Origin of the sequence: Planotetraspora kaengkrachanensis (genome assembly GCF_016862895.1) — a bacterium.
GTDB classification, from domain to species: Bacteria; Actinomycetota; Actinomycetes; order Streptosporangiales; family Streptosporangiaceae; genus Planotetraspora; species Planotetraspora kaengkrachanensis.
Window position 1 is genome coordinate 195,051 of sequence record NZ_BONV01000014.1, and the last position, 18,535, is coordinate 213,585.

At 70.5% G+C, this 18,535-nt stretch carries 17 protein-coding genes; 7 read left to right on the top strand and 10 right to left on the bottom strand.

The window, feature by feature from the left end:
- Positions 1-65: 65 nt before the first annotated feature.
- From Pka01_RS17900 to Pka01_RS17925, 6 genes are all read right to left on the bottom strand, one after another.
- On the bottom strand, positions 66-1,376 hold the full coding sequence (locus Pka01_RS17900; protein ID WP_203883911.1) for an NAD(P)/FAD-dependent oxidoreductase: 1,311 nt from the start codon (positions 1,374-1,376) through the stop codon (positions 66-68).
- 115 nt (positions 1,377-1,491) lie between these two features.
- Positions 1,492-2,313: an ABC transporter permease gene (locus Pka01_RS17905; RefSeq protein ID WP_203883912.1), complete on the bottom strand. Its 822-nt coding sequence runs from the start codon at positions 2,311-2,313 to the stop codon at positions 1,492-1,494.
- 43 nt (positions 2,314-2,356) lie between these two features.
- Positions 2,357-3,076, bottom strand: a complete 720-nt coding sequence (locus Pka01_RS17910; protein WP_203883913.1) for an ABC transporter ATP-binding protein — start codon at positions 3,074-3,076, stop codon at positions 2,357-2,359.
- 88 nt (positions 3,077-3,164) lie between these two features.
- The gene (gene mctP, locus Pka01_RS17915) at positions 3,165-4,751 is read right to left on the bottom strand and encodes a monocarboxylate uptake permease MctP (protein ID WP_275414474.1); all 1,587 of its coding nucleotides are present in this window, start codon (positions 4,749-4,751) and stop codon (positions 3,165-3,167) included.
- Positions 4,748-4,951, bottom strand: coding sequence for a DUF3311 domain-containing protein (locus Pka01_RS17920; protein WP_203883914.1), 204 nt, complete (start codon positions 4,949-4,951; stop codon positions 4,748-4,750). Before Pka01_RS17920 ends, mctP begins: the two co-directional genes overlap by 4 nt.
- A 671-nt stretch (positions 4,952-5,622) precedes the next feature.
- A complete protein-coding gene (locus tag Pka01_RS17925) occupies positions 5,623-7,269 on the bottom strand; it encodes a CocE/NonD family hydrolase (RefSeq protein WP_308442249.1) in 1,647 nt (548 codons plus the stop codon).
- Between the two features lie 274 nt (positions 7,270-7,543).
- Between Pka01_RS17925 and Pka01_RS17930 the strand changes: the two genes are divergently transcribed.
- The 5 genes from Pka01_RS17930 (at position 7,544) to thyX (ending at position 13,625) form a co-directional block, all read left to right on the top strand.
- The gene (locus Pka01_RS17930; protein WP_203883915.1) at positions 7,544-9,670 is read left to right on the top strand and encodes an anthranilate synthase component I; all 2,127 of its coding nucleotides are present in this window, start codon (positions 7,544-7,546) and stop codon (positions 9,668-9,670) included.
- 77 nt (positions 9,671-9,747) lie between these two features.
- The gene (locus Pka01_RS17935; protein ID WP_239115085.1) at positions 9,748-10,917 is read left to right on the top strand and encodes an amidohydrolase family protein; all 1,170 of its coding nucleotides are present in this window, start codon (positions 9,748-9,750) and stop codon (positions 10,915-10,917) included.
- Positions 10,918-11,038: 121 nt separating this feature from the next.
- Complete coding sequence (locus Pka01_RS17940) at positions 11,039-11,929, top strand: ABC transporter ATP-binding protein (protein WP_203883916.1); 891 nt, start codon at positions 11,039-11,041, stop codon at positions 11,927-11,929.
- Positions 11,926-12,714 (top strand): ABC transporter permease, encoded by a 789-nt coding sequence (locus Pka01_RS17945; protein WP_203883917.1) that lies wholly within the window; start codon positions 11,926-11,928, stop codon positions 12,712-12,714. Before Pka01_RS17940 ends, Pka01_RS17945 begins: the two co-directional genes overlap by 4 nt.
- A gap of 128 nt (positions 12,715-12,842) precedes the next feature.
- Complete coding sequence (gene thyX / locus Pka01_RS17950; protein ID WP_203883918.1) at positions 12,843-13,625, top strand: FAD-dependent thymidylate synthase; 783 nt, start codon at positions 12,843-12,845, stop codon at positions 13,623-13,625.
- A 9-nt stretch (positions 13,626-13,634) separates the two neighbouring features.
- Here the strand turns inward: thyX and Pka01_RS17955 are convergent, their stop codons facing one another.
- From Pka01_RS17955 to Pka01_RS17965, 3 genes are all read right to left on the bottom strand, one after another.
- Positions 13,635-13,943 (bottom strand): ubiquitin family protein, encoded by a 309-nt coding sequence (locus tag Pka01_RS17955; protein ID WP_203883919.1) that lies wholly within the window; start codon positions 13,941-13,943, stop codon positions 13,635-13,637.
- Between the two features lies 1 nt (position 13,944).
- A complete protein-coding gene (locus Pka01_RS17960; protein ID WP_239115086.1) occupies positions 13,945-15,048 on the bottom strand; it encodes a WD40/YVTN/BNR-like repeat-containing protein in 1,104 nt (367 codons plus the stop codon).
- 68 nt (positions 15,049-15,116) lie between these two features.
- The gene (locus tag Pka01_RS17965; RefSeq protein WP_203883921.1) at positions 15,117-16,232 is read right to left on the bottom strand and encodes a globin domain-containing protein; all 1,116 of its coding nucleotides are present in this window, start codon (positions 16,230-16,232) and stop codon (positions 15,117-15,119) included.
- Between the two features lie 312 nt (positions 16,233-16,544).
- Here Pka01_RS17965 and Pka01_RS17970 point away from each other — a divergent pair, with 312 nt between their 5' ends.
- Positions 16,545-17,228, top strand: a complete 684-nt coding sequence (locus Pka01_RS17970; RefSeq protein ID WP_203883922.1) for a gamma-glutamyl-gamma-aminobutyrate hydrolase family protein — start codon at positions 16,545-16,547, stop codon at positions 17,226-17,228.
- Between the two features lie 40 nt (positions 17,229-17,268).
- On the top strand, positions 17,269-18,051 hold the full coding sequence (locus Pka01_RS17975) for an enoyl-CoA hydratase/isomerase family protein (RefSeq protein WP_203883923.1): 783 nt from the start codon (positions 17,269-17,271) through the stop codon (positions 18,049-18,051).
- Positions 18,052-18,074: 23 nt separating this feature from the next.
- Here the strand turns inward: Pka01_RS17975 and Pka01_RS17980 are convergent, their stop codons facing one another.
- Complete coding sequence (locus Pka01_RS17980; protein WP_203883924.1) at positions 18,075-18,497, bottom strand: SRPBCC family protein; 423 nt, start codon at positions 18,495-18,497, stop codon at positions 18,075-18,077.
- Between the last annotated feature and the right edge of the window lie 38 nt (positions 18,498-18,535).

The following is an 18,535-nucleotide window of genomic DNA, read 5'->3' on the forward strand; positions in this document are numbered from 1 at the left end:
GAACGTCCGCGTCGCGCACACTACCGGAGTCGGCGCGCCGTCGATCGTTTACGCGGGGACAGGCGTCAGGCGGTGGGGTCCTGGGGCCGTTCGGGAGTCGTTCCGGCGAGCGGGACGGCCGAACCGTGCACCAGGTCGAGCTGAACCGTCTGACGGGGCAGCACCGCGTCCAGCAGCCAGTTGCCGGCGATGCGGGCCCTGCCGCCGGGAAGCGCGAGCAGGTGGTAGCCCCGGGTGACGGCCTTGGCCACGATGCCGGACAGCGGCACCCCCAGCGGATTGGCCGCCGCCTTGACCCCGCCCAGGTCGACGACGAACCCGAGGTCGCTGTGCTTGTACGGCTGCTTACTGCCCCTGCCCAGAGAGGCGGCCACGTTGTGTGCGACGCGCTTGCCCTGGCGCTGGGCGTGCTGGGCGGTCATGGTCGTGTACTCGCCCGGTCTGGTGAGGTCGGGGACGGCCGCGGCGTCCCCGACGGCGAAGATCTCCGGATGGCCGGGCACGTTCAGGTACTCGTCCGTCAGCAGGCGGCCCTTCTCCGTGGGCAGGCCCAGCGACTCCACGAAAGGATCGGGCCGCACGCCCACGCACCAGATCAGCGACCGGGTCGGCACGAACTCCCCGTCGGAGAGCTTGACCCCCTCGGCGGTCGCCTCGGACACGCTCGTTCCGGTGCGGATCTCCATCCCGCGCTTGACCAGGGTCCGGTGGGCGGTCCGGGACAGGTGCTCGTCGAGCTCGGGCAGGATGCGCGGGGCGAGGTCGGCGAGGATCCAGCGGAGCGGCTGGTCGCTCAGGCCCGGCCGGCGCCTGCGCGCGTCCCGGGTCAGCAGCTGGCCCTGGGCGGCGACCTCGGTGCCGGTGTATCCCGCGCCGACGACGACGAACGTGCAACGCGCCGTGCGCTCCTCCGGATCGTCGGCGGCGTCGGCCAGCTCGATCTGCCGGATCAGGTGGTCGCGCAGGTAGAGCGCCTCGCCGACGCTGCGGAACCCGTGAGCGTGGTCGGCCACCCCCGGGACGGGGAGCAGCTTGTTGACGCTGCCCACCGCGAGGACCAGCCGGTCGTACCCGAGTTCCCGGGAGTTGCCCTCCGGGTCCGTGCAGGTCAGCCGCCGGTTCTGGACGTCGACGGAGTCGACCGTCGCGAGCAGGTGCCGTACGCCGGGGCAGTTGCCGGACAGCGGGATCGCGACCTTGCGCGGGTCGAGGATCCCCGCGGCCACCTCCGGCAGCAGCGGGAGGTAGAGGAAGTAGTCGGTCGGGTTGATCAGGATGATGTCCGCCGTTCCCCGGGTGATCCGGGCGAGGCTCCTGGCCGCGGTGAAGCCCGCGAAACCACCTCCGACGATCACCACTGTCTGCCGTTCGGCCATGCTCATGCTCTCCCGGGTTCGCGGAATCGGCTGCCCTTGGCTGCCTGCCCTTTTTATGACAGATCGACCATCCAAAGACATAGAGAAGACGATTCGGCGGACCGGAATGTGACAGTCACTCGCCGAAACGGGACAGACGCCCCTTCGCGCGGGCGTGCCGGAGGGTCACCGTGTAGAGCGCGAGGGCCAGGGCGACGTACACGACGTCGAGCGCGGCCGCCGCGGCCATCCGGTCCCACGGGATCGGCGACCCGGCGAGCACGTCCCGCATCCCCTGGAAGACGTGGGTCGCCGGGACGAACGAGGCGACCACCTGGAGCCCTGACGGCAGCACGGACACCGGATAGAAGACCCCGGCGATCGGCTGGAACACGAAGACCAGGCTCCACGCGATCACCTGGGCGCCCTCGCCGAAGCGCAGCACACAGGAGATCGCGGCGATGGCCAGAGCCCAGCCGAGGACCAGCAGCACCGCCATGAACGGCACGAGCGCCACCCCGACCGTGAGGATCCCGAACCCGTAGAGGACGTACGCCAGCGTGCCCATGACGGCGACGCTGAAGACCACCTTGGTGAGGGAGAACACCACGAGCCCGCTCAGGTACTCCGCCGCCGTCAGTGGCGTGACGTGCATGTTCAGCAGATTGCGCGACCAGATGTCCTCGAGGAACCCCATGGAGACCTCGTTGGACGCCCGGTGGAGGATCTGCCACAGCAGCACGGCGCCGAGCAGCGTGGACACGATGAACGGGACGTCGCCGGCCCGGAGGTACACCGTCACGAATCCCCACACCACGAGCTCGACCGTGGGCCAGAAGACGATCTCGAAGATCCGGACCGGGCTGCGGCGCAGCGCCGCAAGGTCGCGGCGGACGACCCCGCCGATCCGGCGGCGCCTGGCCGCCGCGCTGAGCGGCGGGAATGCCGTCGTCGTCATCTCGCTGTCCTCCGCTCCACCGGATGTGGGATCCGGACTCCGGTCACTGGCGGGCGACCTTGAGGAACACCTCTTCGAGGTCCGCCACGCCGAAGAGGCCGGCGAGCTCCGCGGCCGTGCCCGTCGCGATGATCCGGCCGCCTGACATGAAGTGGATGCGGTCGCACATCCGCTCGACCTCGCGCATGTTGTGCGAGGTGATCAGCATGGCGCCGCCCCACTCCCGCGCCACGCCGACGAGCAGGCTCCGGATGCGGTCGCCCGCGTCCGGGTCGAGCGCGGCGGTGGGCTCGTCGAGGATCAGCAACCTCGGCCTGTTGAGCAGCGCCTTGGCCAGCTGGACCCGGGTCTGCTGGCCCGACGACAGATCGATGACCTTGCGCCGGAGCAGCGGGCCGAGCTCCAGCAGTTCGACGACCTCCGCTACCCTCCCCGCCGGGCGGCGCAGGCCGTACAGGCGGGCGAACGCGTCGAGGACCTCGCGCACCTGGAGCACGCCCGGCAGGCCGAGGTAGCTCGCGGAGAAGTTGACCTGGTTGAGGACCTCGGTGCGGTGCCGTTCCAGGTCGAGACCGAAGATCCTGATCCGGCCCGAGTCGGGCGTGACGAGCCCGAGCAGCATGTGCAGGGTCGTGGACTTCCCCGCGCCGTTCGGCCCGAGCAGACCGGCGATCTCGCCCTCGGCGACCGTGAGACTGACCTCCTCGACCGCCGTCACCGGGCCGAAACGCTTGGCGAGCAGGTCCGCCTGGAGAATCGCCACCCGTCCAGGGTGCGCGGGCGCGCGGACGGCCCGCAACGGATTTTCCCCGGCGTACGGGCCGGCCGTACGCCGGGGGGATCCGCCGGAATCAGGTGGAGCTGGTGACCTCCAGGTCGTGGACCCGCGGGTCGCCCTGGTCGGCCGTGTAGTCGTCGGTGCGGGTGGCGTCGGGACCGTCGGTGAGCTTGGCGGAGCGCGCGATGAGCGTGCCGAGCAGCGCGACGATCAGGTTGACGGCGAGCGCGAGGAAACCGGCGTAGATCGTCATCTTGGTGTCCAGGCCCAGCTTGGACAGGGCGAACGCCGACCCGCCGAAGTGGGCGTGGTCGGTCGCCGGGTTGGCGATGTTGTACAGCATCAGCATGCCCGCGCCCATGCCCGCGATCCATCCGGCGATCAGGCCGGCCCGGTGGAACCACCGGGTGAACAGCCCGAGGGCGACGGACGGAAGCGTCTGCAGGATGATGACCCCGCCGATCAGCTGCAGGTCGATCGAGAACTGCGGATCGATGAGCAGGATGAACAGCACGGCGCCGACCTTCACGACCAGCGAGGCGATCTTGCTGGCCGCGGCCTCCTGCGCGTCCGTGGCGTCCCGCTTGATGTACTCCCGGTAGATGTTCCGGGTGAACAGGTTGGCGGCGGCGATCGACATGATCGCGGCGGGCACGAGCGCCCCGATGCCGACCGCGGCGAACGCCACGCCGGCGAACCAGTCGGGGAACATCCGGTCGAACAGCTGCGGCACGACCGTGTTCACATCGGTGCCGATCGGCTTCACCCCGGCCGCGATGGCCATGTAGCCGAGCAGCGCGATCAGGCCGAGCAGCACGCTGTAGGCGGGCAGCGCGGACATGTTGCGCTTGATCACGTCACGGTTCTTGGAGGCCAGCACGCCCGTGACGCTGTGGGGGTAGAGGAACAGCGCGAGCGCCGAGCCCAGCGCCAGAGTGACGTACTGGAGCTGGTTGTTGGCGTTGAGCAGGACGCCGTCGGTGGCCGCGGGCGTGGCGTCGAACTTGGCCTGGGCCGCGTCGAAGATCGACGCCCAGCCGCCCAGCTGCGTCGGGATGTAGATGACCGCCACCAGGATCACGATGTAGATGAGCGTGTCCTTGACGAAGGCGATCAGCGCGGGGGCGCGCAGCCCGGACTGGTAGGTGTAGGCGGCGAGGATCGCGAAGGCGATGATGAGCGGAAGGTCGCCGGTCACCCCCATCGTCTTGAGCACCGCCTCGATGCCGACCAGCTGCAGGGCGATGTACGGCATGGTCGCCACGATGCCGGTGATGGCGACGAGCAGCGCCAGCGTCGGCGAGCCGAACCTCGCCCGCACGAAGTCGGCCGGTGTGACCAGCCCGTGCACGTGCGACACCGACCAGAGGCGGATCAGCACGATCATGACCAGGGGATAGACGATCACCGTGTACGGCACGGCGAAGAAACCCGTCGCGCCCGCGCCGAACAGGAGGGCGGGCACCGCCACGAACGTGTAGGCCGTGTAGAGGTCGCCTCCGACGAGGAACCACGTGATCCACGAGCCGAAGTTGCGGCCACCGAGCCCCCATTCATGGAGGCTGGCGATGTCGTCGGGCCGCCGCCAGCGGGAGGCGACGAAGCCCATCGCGCTGACGATCAGGAACAGGACGGCGAAGATGACGATCTCGGTGGTCACCGTGCCCTCCTCGTCATGTTATAGACGATCAGGGTCACGGCGACGCTGACGAGGACGAATGCAAGTTGCAGCCAGTAGAACAGCGGGATGCCGAACAGTCGCGGTTCGACCGCGTTGAACAGAGCCGGTATCAGGGGGATGGCGATCGGCAGCAGGAGCAACCAGTTCCATGGACTGCGATCGGTGCGGGGGGTGGTCATCGCACGCTCCTTCGGACACGAACTGATCCGCAGCGTAAAGTCCCGAGTGAACGGGAGGGATCGCTGATCGGCAAACGGTCGTGTTGCCGCGACGAGCGACCCTCCCCGGCGCACTCCCACCCTTCGGCGCGCTCCCACCCTTTGGCGCGCTCCCACCCTTTGGCGTGATCATGCACATGTTCGGCGGTCACCCCTGCCACCTCCCCGAATCCCCCGCGTGATCATGCACGGGTTCGTGAGTTCTCGCCCCGACCTGCGTCTTCCTTGGTTGTGATCATGCGCAGGCTCGCCGATCGCCCCCGTGACCTGCGCACCCTTGTCCCGTGATCATGCACGGGTTCGAAGGTGACCGCTCTGACCTGGGCTTTCGTCCGGCGCGATCATGCACGGATTCGGCTTCAGGGCCTCCGGGCTGCCCGGACGCCAAGCGTGATCATGCGCGGCGCGCCGCGCCAGATGCGAGCGCGCTTCCGGGCTGGACCCCCGACCGGCGGTGGCCTGGCATGTGTCAGGCCTCTGCAGGGAGTCCTATGCATGATCACAACAAGAGTATCCGCAGGTCGGACCGTACGTATGCGAATCCGTGCATGATCGCGGCGTGCGTTGGCGCAGCTCAGAGGCCTTGCGGCCGAATGCGTGCATGATCACGCCAAAGGGTTTGCCCAAAAGGGTCAGCGGGGGAGGTGGGGGAGGATCACCGCGCTGGGGTGGGTGGGGGTGTGCAGGATCTCCTGGTCGGAGGGGTACATGGTGGCGCCGAAGGGCAGGGGGTCGCCGGTCCCCGGGTTGCGGGCGATCCGCGGGTACGCCCCGCTCGCCACATGCACCCGGATCCGGTGGCCGCGCCGGAACCGGTGGCCGATCGGCCACAGGTCGACCTCGACCCTGCGCACGCCGTCCGCGTCGGCGGGCACCGAGGGCGTCAGCCGCCGGACCCCCTCGCACACGTTCATCGACGACCCGTCGGGGTGGACGTCGCAGATCCGCACCACCATGTCGGTGTGCTCCCGGCTCGACCGCACGTACAGCTCGGCCGTCACCGGCCCGATCACGTCGGTGTCCTCGGCCAGCACGTACGACGTGTAGACGAGCACGTCCTTGCGGGACTCCAGCCGCCGGTTGTCGCGCGGCTCGGAGTTGCCGATGAGCACCGGACCCCCGACCACCGGGGTCGGGTTGGCCGGGTCGTAGCGGTATTCGTCCGGCGGGGAGTCCGCCGGGTTGTCCCGCGACAGCCCGAAACCGGGCTGGAGATGCCAGCGGGCCGGGTGTGTGCCCGCCACCGGCCAGTCGGGGAAGTCCCGCCATTCGTTCGCGCCGGTTACGTACAGCCGGACGGGCAGGGCCCGCAGCCCGGAGAAGTCGCCCATGAGGTGCGCGCGGAACCAGGCGAGGGCGTCGGTGTTCGAGACCCTGCCGTGCCGGATGTCGGCGTGGTACCAGGGCCCGATCGTGAGGTACGGCTGCCGCCCGGCCGCCCGCATCGCCGCGTAGTCCTTGAGCTGCCACGGGAGGAACACGTCGTACCAGCCGCCGGTCATCGTGACCTCGGCGGTCACCTCGCCGACGGTGGCGGAGAAGTCCCTCTTCTTCCAGTACGCCGAGGCCGGGTCGGCGTGGTTGGCCAGCAGTTCCTGGAAGAACGGCATCGGCCGCCCGGCGGACGCGAGGTCGAGCTCCGACAGCGGGCGTCCGGACAGGACGGCGCGCCGCGTCCGCCACGGGGCGGTCAGCGCCGCCATCCCGCCGAGGCGGCCTTCCAGCTGCGAGGTCAGGGTGGTCCAGATCAGCGACGACTCCAGCGCGAACGCCCCGCCGACGTAGGCCGCGTCCCGGAAGTTCGAGGCCGTCACCTGGGTCGCCATGGCCAGGAGATCGGGAGTCTCCGAGGCGATGGCCCACTGGTTGTAGCCCAGGTAGGAGGGGCCGTGCATGGCGAAGCCGCCCCCGTACCAGGGCTGGCCGCGCATCCAGCGGACCGTGGCGAGCCCGTCCTCGCGCTCGTCGCCCAGGGGGTCGAGCAGGCCGCCCGAGCCGAAGCCGCCGCGGCAGCTCTGGATGATCACCTGGAAGCCGTGCCGCGCGAACGTCCAGCCGTACAGCCAGCCGAACACGCCGGCCCTGCCGTACGGCGTGCGGATCAGGATGGTCGGCGGCTGGTGGGCGCCGACGGGGATGTAGTGGTCGGCCAGCAGCGCCACGCCGTCCGGCATCGGGACGGGAATGTCGCGCCGCACCCGCACCCGCCGGGCCACGCCGGGTGGGAGGGGAACCGGCAACCGTGGGACGGGTAGCCGGGGAACTGGCAGGTAAGCCACGCCGCCTCCTTAACCTCTTGGTAACAGAATATCAATACTCTGTGTCTTCTTGGGGCATATCGTCCTGTTTGTCCATTTTCATGATCGTATTGGCACGTTGCCTGATCGCGATGCGCGCCGCTACCCTGGCGACATGCGAACTTCCGCATCACTTCAGTGGTGGCGCCGCTAGCAGGCGGCGCGAGTTCGTTATGAGCAGATCGACTGGCCGCCCCGAGAGGCGGCCTTTCTTGTGTGTCCGCCCCCGGGGCATACGACTTAAAGGGGCGAGGCAGTGGAGACCAGCCGATATACCACCGCGGGCGGAGTCGCGGTCGAGCGTGGCGTGCGCGAGGTGCCCGAGGAGGCCCTCGAGGAGATCGTGACCGCCCTGGGGGAGCGCCGCGGCGGGGCGTTCTCCTCCGGCATGGACTATCCGGGCCGCTACAGCCGCTGGGCCTTCGGCTACGTCGACCCGTGCGTGGAGATCGTGGCGAGGGGCCGGCGGATCTCGGCCCGGGCCCTCAACGACCGCGGCCGCGTCGTGCTGCCGGTGATCGCCTCCTGCCTGCTCGCCGCGGGCAAGCCGGTGTCGCAGCCGGACGCCGGGCACGTGGAGGTCCACGTGCCCGAGTCGGAGGACCTGCTGCCCGAGGAGTTCCGCAGCCGGCGGCCGACGGTCTTCACCGCGATCCGCGAGGTGGTCGCGGCCTTCCGGGGCGACGACCCGCACCTGGGGCTCTACGGCGCGTTCGGCTACGACCTGGCCTTCCAGTTCGAGCCGATCCGCTACCGCCTCGACCGCCCGGCCGACCAGCGTGACCTCGTGCTCCACCTGCCCGACCGGCTCGTGGTGATCGACCGGGTCCGCGAGACCAGCATGGAGTACGCCTACGACTTCACCGTCGACGGCGTCTCCACCAGGGGGATGGACCGCTCGGGTGACGGCTTCCCGCTGGTCACACCCGTAGAAATCCCCAAAAATCCGGAAAAGGGCAATTACGCGAAGATCGTCGGCACGGCGAAGGAGAAGTTCAAGCGCGGCGACCTGTTCGAGGTGGTTCCCGGCCAGGTCTTCCACTCCTCCTGCGCCGACCCCTCCGCCTTCTACCGGTCCCTGCGCACGAGCAACCCGGCGCCGTACGAGTTCCTGCTCAACCTCGGCGACGGCGAGCACCTGGTCGGCGCGTCCCCGGAGATGTACGTCCGGGTGACCGGCGACCGGGTCGAGACGTGCCCGATCTCCGGCACGATCGCCAGGGGAGCCGACCCGGTCGAGGACGCCGAGGCCATCAGGACCCTCCTGTCCAGCGTGAAGGAGGAGTCCGAGCTGACCATGTGCACCGACGTGGACCGCAACGACAAGTCGCGCGTCTGCGTCCCCGGCAGCGTGAAGGTCATCGGCCGCCGCCAGATCGAGATGTACTCGCGCCTGATCCACACCGTCGACCACATCGAGGGCCGTCTGCGCCCCGAGTTCGACGCGCTCGACGCCTTCCTCACGCACATGTGGGCCGTCACCGTCACCGGGGCCCCGAAGACGTGGGCGATGCAGTTCATCGAGGACCACGAGGAGACCACCCGCCGCTGGTACGGCGGAGCCGTCGGCTTCATCGGCTTCGACGGCTCCATGAACACCGGCCTGACCCTGCGGACCGCCCAGATCCGCGACGGGGTCGCCGCCGTCAGGGCGGGGGCGACGCTGCTGTACGACTCCGACCCCGCGGCCGAGGAGCGGGAGACCGAGCTCAAGGCCAGCGCCCTGCTCGCCGCGCTCGCCGCCGTCGGCCGCGAGCGGGCCGAGACGGTCCCGGACCGAAGCGCCGAGTTGCCGGGCGAAGGCCACAAGGTCCTTCTGGTCGACTACGAGGACTCGTTCGTCAACACCCTCGCCGACTACTTCAGGCAGCAGGGGGCCACCGTCGTGACCATGAGGCACGGCTTCCCGCCCGAGATGATCGAGGAGATCACCCCCACGCTGGTCGTGCTCTCGCCCGGCCCCGGCTGGCCGTCCGACTTCGGCGCCGCCGCCCTCCTCGACGCGGTGTACGCCAGGGGCCTGCCGGTCTTCGGCGTCTGCCTGGGCCTGCAGGCGATGGTCGAGCAGGCGGGCGGCACGCTGGAGCTGCTGCCGTACCCCGAGCACGGCAAGCGCGGCCACGTCCGCCGCGCGGGGGGCGGCGCGCTGCTCGACGGGCTGCCGGAGGAGTTCGTCGCCGCCCGCTACCACTCGGTGCACGCCAAGGAGCCCGGCGTCCGCGGTTTCACGGTCACCGCCTCCACCGAGGACGGCGCGGCGATGGCGATCGAGGACGTGGAGAACCGGCGGTTCGGGGTGCAGTTCCACCCCGAGTCGATCCTCACCACCCAGGGCGGCGCCGGAGCCCGGATCATCGCCAACGTCCTGCGGCTGGCCCGCTGAGGCCGTCCGGGTAAAGCAGGTAAAGAGGGTCGGGAAAGCCGCGCCGGCACGGGAGAGGAGCCGTAAAGTCCACTCCCGTGCCGGAGATCAGAGTGGACGACGCGCTGCCCGTGCCCCTGCCCGACCCGGTCCGCGCGGCGCTCGCCGCCCCGATGGTCGACCACCACTGTCACGGCGTGCGGCGCGACGACCTGTCCCGGTCGGAGTTCGAGATCCTGATCACGGAGGCCGGCACGCCCGCGCCGCCCGGCACCACGCACTTCGACACTCCCGCAGGGCTCGGGATCAGGCGCTGGTGCGCCCCCGTGCTCGACCTCGAACCGCACGTGTCACCCGCGGTCTACCTGTCCCGCAGGGCGGAGCTCGGCGCGGCCGAGGTGAACCGCCGGCTGCTTCGCAGGGCCGGCGTCGCGGCCTTCCTGGTGGACACCGGGCTCGACCGGCCCGAGCTGCTCACCGCGGCCGAGATGGGCCGCACGGGCGGCGCCGCCGCCGACGAGGTGGTCCGGCTGGAACAGGTCGAGCAGGAGGTCGCCGTGGCCGGGCTGTCCGCCGTGGGCTACGTGAAGGCGCTGCGCGAGGAGCTCGCGGCCAGGGCGGCCCGCGCGGTGGGGCTGAAGTCGATCGCGGCCTACCGCTGCGGGCTCGGCTTCGACCCGTCCCGGCCTTCCCGGGGCGCGGTGATCGCCGCCGCGGGCCGGCGGCTGTCCGACCCCAAGGAGCGGCTCACCGACCCCGTCCTGGTACGGCACCTGCTCTGGGCGGCGGTCGACGTCGCGCGGGAGCGGAGCCTGCCGCTGCAGTTCCACTGCGGCTTCGGCGACACCGACCTCGATCTGCACGCCGCGGACCCCTCGCTGCTGACGGGGTTCATCCGGGCGGTCGCGCCGGCCGGGATGCCCGTGGTGCTGCTGCACTGCTACCCCTTCCACCGGCAGGCGGCCTATCTGGCGGCGGTCTTCCCGCACGTCTACGCCGACGTCGGCCTCGCGCTCACGTACACGGCCGGAGGGTCGGCCGCGGTGCTCAGGGAGATGCTCGAACTCGTCCCCTTCCACAAGCAGATGTTCAGCTCCGACTGCTACGGGCTCGCGGAGTTGTGCCTCCTCGGGGCGGTCTACCACCGCCGGGGGCTCGCGCGGGTGCTCGCCGAGCGCATCGAAGAGGGGGAGTGGAGCGTGGCCGACGCGGCCAGGGTCGCTCACATGATCGGGTCGGGCAACGCCAGACGGGTGTACCGCCTCTAGGCCCCGCCTGGTGAGGGGCGCCGCGGCCGCGGTTCGATCCTCCGGCCTGGCGATGTGACGGCCCGGCGGATCATCATCAAGAAGGAGGAAACGCCCCGACGGCCGCACGATAATCGCCGGGATGACTGCCATTGAGATCCGCGACCTTGCGAAGTCGTTCGGTTCGGTGAAGGCGGTCGACGGGGTCTCCTTCACGGTGGAGGCGGGTTCCGTCACCGGCTATCTCGGTCCTAACGGCGCCGGCAAGACCACAACGCTGCGTTGCCTGCTCGGCCTGGTCACTCCCGACTCGGGAGAGGCGCTCGTCGACGGCAGGCGCTATGTCACGCTGCCCCAGCCCGTCACCGAGGTCGGGGCCGTGCTCGAAGCCACCAGCTTCCATCCGGGCCGCACGGCCCTCGACCACCTGCGCATCCTCTGCGCCGCCGCCGGCCTGCCCGACGAGCGGGCCGGCGAGTCCCTCGCCATGGTCGGCCTCGCCGACGTCGGCGACAAGCGGGTCGGCGGCTTCTCGCTCGGCATGCGGCAGCGCCTGGCGTTGTCGTCCGCCCTGCTGGGCCGGCCCAAGATCTTCATCCTCGACGAGCCCGCAAACGGCCTCGACCCCGCGGGGATCGAGTGGCTGCGGGGGTTCCTCCGGCACCTGGCCCACGACCAGGGCGCCGCGGTGCTGGTCTCGAGCCACGTGCTGGCCGAGGTCGAGCAGACCGTCGACAACGTCGTGATCATCGCCAGGGGGCGGCTCGTACGGCAGGGCAGCCTCGCGGAGCTCACCACCAACGGCGACTCGGCCGTCCGGGTCCGCGCCTCGGACACGGCAACGCTCGGCCCCGCGCTGGAGGCCGCCGGAGCCAAGGTCGAACGGGTGGAGGACGGCCTGCTCCGCGTCCGGGGGTTGGACGCGTCCGCCGTGGGCCAGATCGCGCTCGACCAGCGCGTGGTGCTGACCGAGGTGACCCAGGAACGGTCCGACCTGCAGAAGGTCTTTCTCGAGCTGACGGGGGAGCGATGACCGGGCTCGTCAAGGCCGAGGTGCGCAAGCTGTTCACCACGCGCCTGTGGTGGATCATGCTGCTCGTCATGCTCGTCCTGATCGGGGTCAACCTGACGTTCATCACCGCCTTCGCCGGCGTCACCAACGAGGCGAGCGGCGGGGCGGCCATTCCCGGGCGGGAAACGGCGGAATGGGTGCAGACCGCCTGGTCGGCCGGTGCCGGAGGGTCCATCTTCGTGATGATCCTCGGCGTCGTCATGATCACCTCCGAGTACCGGTACCAGACGGTCACGGGGACCTTCCTCACCACGCCGCGCCGCGGGCGGGTGATCGGCGCCAAACTGATCACCGGTGCGCTCGCCGGGCTGCTGTTCGCCCTGGTGGCGCTCGTGCTGGTCGCCGCCGTCGTGATCCCCGCCACGCTGCTGTCCGGGGGAGAGCTCTCGTTGTCGGAGTCGCGCATCCCCCAGGTGAGCCTCGGCATCCTGGTGAGCACCTCCCTCTACGGGCTGTTCGGCATCGGGCTCGGGGCGCTGGTCCGCAACCAGATCGCCGGCATCGTCGGCGCGGTCGTGTGGGCGTACGTGATCGAGAGCATCTTCACCGCGATCCCCGTGCTGCACCCGGTGGGCAAGTGGCTGCCGGGTGGCGCCGCACAGGCGCTGATGAGCATCGACGTGGACACCGGGCTCGGCAGGCCGGAGTGGCTGCCCGCCTGGGGCGGCGCCCTCGTCCTCATCGCATACGGACTGCTGTTCGCCGTCGTCGCCTCCGCCACGACGGTCCGCCGCGACATCACCTGAGCACCCTGCCGGAACCGCACGAGGTCCGCCGATGGACGGCGATCGGCCGTCCATCGGTAGGGTGTTGGGCCGGGTAAGCCGACGGACGGCCTACCCGCCAAGGACAACAGCGGACGGGGACGGTCATCATGCGCAGTGTGGAACCCGAGATCTTCATCGTCGCCCGGCCGGAGCTGGACTACGACGAGCTCGCCCGCTACCTGCGGGAGATCGGCGGGGAGAGCTGGCTGGACCGGCTGGAGCGCGGCGAGTTCGACGCGCAGAACCTCGCGGAGCTCGCCGGGCGGCTGTGCTACCGCTCGTTCGAGCCGGGACTGAACCCGAACGTGACCCGCATCCGGACGGACCAGACCCAGTACCTCCAGAACATCCTCGCCAGCGCGCACGGGTCGGTGCTCGAGCACGTCAGCTTCAGCTTCGTCCTGCACAACGTCAGCCGGGTCTTCACCCACGAGCTCGTACGGCACCGCCCCGGCGTGGCCATCTCGCAGGAGTCCCTGCGGTTCGTCCGCCTGTCGGATCTGCCGTTCTGGTTCCCCGAGTGGGCCAGGCAGGACGCCGAGCTGATGAAGCGCGCCACGGCCGTGCTCGACCAGCTGGAGGAGTTCCAGAACTGGATGGCCGGCCACTTCGGGCTCGACGAGGAAGGCGTGAAGTTCGCCGACAAGAAGCACCACACCTCGTTCATGCGCCGCTTCGCCCCCGAGGGCGTCGCGACCGGCCTGGTCTGGACGGCCAACGTCCGCACGCTCAGGCACACGATCGAGTCCCGCACGGCCGTCGGCGCTGAAGAGGAGATCCGCCTGGTGTTCCAGCGGATCGGCGAGCTCATGAAGCAGGAGGCGCCCGCGCTGTTCGGCGACTACGTCGTCGAGGACGGCGCCTGGATCCCCGGCTGGCGAAAGGTCTGACCGCCGCGGTCAGCCGAGCGCGGGGAGGACGTAGACCTCGGCGCCGGGCGGCAGCGCGCACGCCAGCCCGCCGAGCCGCCGTGCGTTCTCCCCGCACACGAACATGCTGATGTGCCGCCGGATGTGACCGTCCTCGTCGCGCAGCCGCTCCTCCAGCGCGGGATGCGTACGGCGCAGCGTGTCGAGGGCGGCCCCCAGCGTGGGGCTGTCCTCGTCCGGCGGCGCCACCGCGAACACCCTGACCTCCGACCGGTCGCCGATCCAGTGCCGGAGCGTGTGCGGCACTACGAAGGTGACCAGCGTGACGGGCCTGCTCACCTCAGAGCACCGCCGCCCGGACCGTGAGGACGTCGGGGAGGTGGCCGGCGATCAGCGTCCAGCTCAGCCCGGCGTCCGCGGAGCCGTACACCTCGCCGTCGCGGGTGCCGAAGAAGACGCCCGCGTCGGTGGCGACCAGAGCGTCGCGGAGCACCGCGGCGTGCACCGGACCGTCCGGCAGCCCGGCGCCGAGGCTCTTCCAGCCCGCCCCGCCGTCGTCGCTGCGGAAGACGTTGTAGCGGTGCCCGACCGGCGTGCGGTCCATGTCGGCGTGCAGCGGGAACACGTAGACCGTGTCGGGGTCGGCGGGGTGGACGGCGATGGGGAAGCCGAAGTCCGAGGGCAGCTCCGAACCGATGTCCGACCAGGATCCCCCGAAGTCGTCGGAGCGGTAGACGCCGAAGTGGTGCTGGAGGTAGAGCCGCTCGGGCCGGGCCGGATGGTGCGCCACCTTGTGCACGCACTGGCCGAACTCGGGATACTGCGAGCCTTCCGGCAGGAAGGGCGCCCGGATGTTCCGGTTGGCCGGCTCCCACGAGGCCCCGCCGTCGTCGCTGCGGAAGAACCCGACGGCCGATGCGGCCACCGCGATGCGGCGCGGATCGGTCGCGTGCGGGATGACGGTGTGCAGGCACAGGCCGCCGCCGCCCGGCTGCCACTGGGACCGGGTGGGATGATCCCACAGGCCCTCGACGAGGGAGTAGGTCTCGCCGCGGTCCTCGGACCGCCACAACGAGGCGGGCTCCGCGCCCGCCCACACCACGCCGGGCTCCGTCGGCGAGGGCTGGAGCTGCCACACGCGGGCGAGGGAGGCTCCCGTCCGTTCCGGGAACGCCACCGGCGGAGCGGCCGCCTCCTGCCACGTCTCACCGAGGTCGTCCGACCACATCACGGACGGGCCGAAATGGCCGTACTCGATGCCGGCGAGCAGCCGCGGGGCCGGGCCCCGCGTGTCGATCGCGACGGAGTGGACGCCGATCGTGGAGAAGCGGACGGGGTCGACCTCGAAGGGCCCGCCGCCGGACGACCGTGCGATGAACAGTCCCTTGCGCGTGCCGATCGCGAGCAGTGCTTCCACGGACACCTCCAGGTGCGCTTCGTCCACGACCTCTTTCCGGGTAGCGCCCATCGTGCCAGGAGTCAGGCGAGCGGTCAGGGAGATGCGGCAGGCCGTCAGGGTTCGCCCTGGATGGTGTCGCGGTGGATCCGGCACAGGGGCACGCCCGACGACTGCAGCCGCCGGACCGTCTCGTTCACCATCGACCCCGGGCCGCAGACGTACACCTCGTGCTCGGCCCACGAGTGGAAGCGGTCGATGACGTCGGGCAGCCGCCCGCGCATCCCGTCGTAGGCGTGCTCGTCGGACACCACGGGCAGCACACGTAACCACGGGAAACTCGACTCCATCCGGATGAGGTCGTGCATGTCGTAGAGCTCGGACGAGCTCCGGGCGCCGAAGATCAGGTGGATGTTGGGCCTGCGGCCGGACGCGATGACGTGCTCGAGGATGGCCTTCAGCGGGGCCAGCCCCGTGCCGCCCGCGACGAGCAGCACGTCCCGGTCCGAGTCGACGGGCGCCATCGTGCCCACGGGCGGCCCGAGCAGGATCTGGTCGCCGATCCGGGTGTGCTGGACAAGCGTTCCGCTGACCCATCCGCCAGGTACGGCGCGCACGTGCAGGCGGATGGTGTTGTCGGCGCGCGGGGCGTTGGCGATCGAGAACGTCCGCCAGACACGCGGCCACCGGGCGGTCTGCACGGTGAGGTACTGGCCGGGCGTGAACTCCAGCGGCTGCGTCGGCCGTACGGTGAGGACGGCGATGTCGCGGGTTCGCAGCTCGTGGTCGACGACCTCGCCCAGCCACCAGGGGGGAGCGACTCCGGCGTCGGCGGCCGCCGCCTCGATCATCGCGGAGGAGGCCAGACCGTACGCCTCGACCCAGGCGGCCTCGATCTCCTCGTTCCACATGTCGGCGGCGAAGTGCTTGATCGTGGCCACGAGGGCGGCGCCCACGGCGGCGTAGTGCTCGTCGACGACCCCGTACTTGCGGTGGTCGCGCCCGAGCTGGCCGAGGTAGGCCGCGAGGCCGTCGGGGCTGTCGAGCAACCACACGATCCGCGTGAGCGCGCTGAAGAGGCGGTCACGCTGCATGTCCATCGCGGGCGGGAACATCGCCCGCAGTCGTGGGTTCTCCGCGAACAGGCGCCCGTAGAAAAACGCCGCGGCCTTACCCGCGACGGGTTCGATGACGGAGAAGCTCTCTTTGACGAGGCGCGGATTAAGCGTCATCTACTGTGTCCCACCCTTGGGACCGGACGAGCTCCGGTCTTGTCGATCCACCTCCCTGACGGCTCCGGGTGATGAACGCCGCAGGCCCCGGCCCAACAGCGCTCATTCGGAAGTCTCGCACTCGCAGTCGGACGCCACAACCGATTCTTCACAAGGTGGTGCGAAAACCCACCCACTGTGATTGAGCCGTAATGGACTGTAATCAGGGACGCTTGCCGTTACCTGCGGTAATAGTGAGGTAAGTGGGACAAAGTGAATTCCCGCTGCGCCATTATTGGGTGTACCGAATTGCAAGGCACCCGGGAGACTGCAATGGCGCGTCCGATCGTCGGTATCACCACTTACCTCGAGGCCGCGCGATGGAGCGTCTGGGTGAGGGAGGCCGCGGTCTCGCCCCAGGCCTACGCCGCGGCGGTGGACAAGGCGGGTGGTGCGCCGCTGCTGCTGCCCCCGGTCGGCCCCGCCTCCGTGGACGACTACGTGCGCGGGCTCGACGGGCTGATCCTCGCCGGCGGCGTGGAGATCTCCCCCTCCCTGTACGGCGAGGAGCCCGAGCCGCGGGTGGAGGAGCCGCAGGTCCAACGGGACCGCTTCGAACTGGCCCTCGCCCGGGCGGCGGTGGAGGCGGACCTTCCCGTGCTCGCGATCTCCCGCGGCATGCACGTTCTCAACGTCTCCCAGGGCGGGTCGCTGATCCCCTGGCTGCCCGACGTCGTCGCCCACACGCGCCACGAGACGGCCAAGCATGAGATCGTCGTGAGCGTCTCCAGCAAGGTCGGCAAGGCGATCGGCGACCACGCCGAGGTCGCGGGCGCGCACCGCCAGGGCATCAGGCGGCTCGGGTCCGGGTTCCAGGCGGTCGCGTGGGCCGACGACCAGATCGTGGAGGCGATCGAGATTCCCGGCCACCGGTTCGCCGTCGGGGTCCAGTGGCACCCCGAGCGCGGCACCGACAACCGGCTCATCGAATCCCTCATGGAGGCCGCACGGCCGTGACCGTTCCCTCGGCGGCGCGGCGCGGTTACTGTGCCCAGGCGTGAGGGACTACGAGAAGCTGAAGATCGACTGGCCGGCCGACGGCGTGCTGCGGATCGTCATCAGCGAGCCCGGCAGGCTGAACGCGGTCGACCGCACGGGACATCGCGAGCTCGCCGAGGTGTGGCGCGACGCCGGCGCCGACGACGCGGTCCGCGCCGTCCTCATCCGGGGCGAGGGCGAGGCGTTCTCGGCGGGCGGCGACCTGTCGATGATCGAGGAGATGACGCGCGACCACGACGTCCGCATGCGCGTCTTCGCCGAGGCCCGCGACATCGTCTACAACGTGATCAACTGCCCCAAGCCCGTGGTGTCGGCCATCCAGGGACCCGCCGTCGGCGCGGGGCTCGCGGTGGCGCTGCTGGCCGACGTCTCGGTGGCCGGCCGTACGGCACGCGTGATCGACGGCCACACCCGCCTCGGGGTGGCGGCGGGCGACCACGCGGCCATCGTCTGGCCACTGCTGTGCGGCCTGGCGAAGGCCAAGTACCACCTGTTGCTGTGCGAGCCGGTGACGGGGGAGCAGGCGGAGGCCATGGGCCTGGTCAGCCTGTGCGTGGACGACGACCGGGTCCACGAGAGGGCGCTGGAGGTCGCCGTCCGGCTGGCGAACGGCTCCGCCGAGGCCATCCGGCTGACCAAGTACGCGCTGAACAACTGGCTCAGGCTCGCGGGCCCGTCGTTCGACGCGTCACTGGCCATGGAGTTCCTCGGCTTCACCGGTCCCGACGTCGCCGAAGGGGTCCGGGCCGTACGGGACAAGCGGCCTCCACGCTTCTCCTGAGGGGGCCCGCGCTCGGCGGCCGGTCAGCCGAACCGTTTGCGCAGGGAGTCGAGGCCGGGGGCGAAGACTCCGCGTGCGAAGATCTTGGCCACCCGGCCCGGGTCGTCGGCCTCGAACGACGCGTGCCACTCCACGAACGCCTCGCCGGTGTCGGTCACCGGGGCCACCCGGCAGGTGGCCCGGTAGTCCCTGACCGGCAACGGGCACTCGATGATCTCGTACGTCAGCGACCGCCCGGCGTCGTCGAGCGACAGCAGGCGTTCGCGGAACACCCCTCCGGCGCCGTCGATCCGGCGGACCGCCCCGGGGGCGAGCGCCCCGCCGTCCTCGATCTCGCAGGTCGTGATGCCGGGAAGCCACTGCTCCAGGTTGCCGAAGTCCCGGAGGAAGGCCCAGACCTCGTCGGCGTCCGCCTTGATCACCGTGCTCGCGTACGGCTTGTCCATCCGATGTCCCTTCACCGCTGCCTGACGTACGCCTTTAC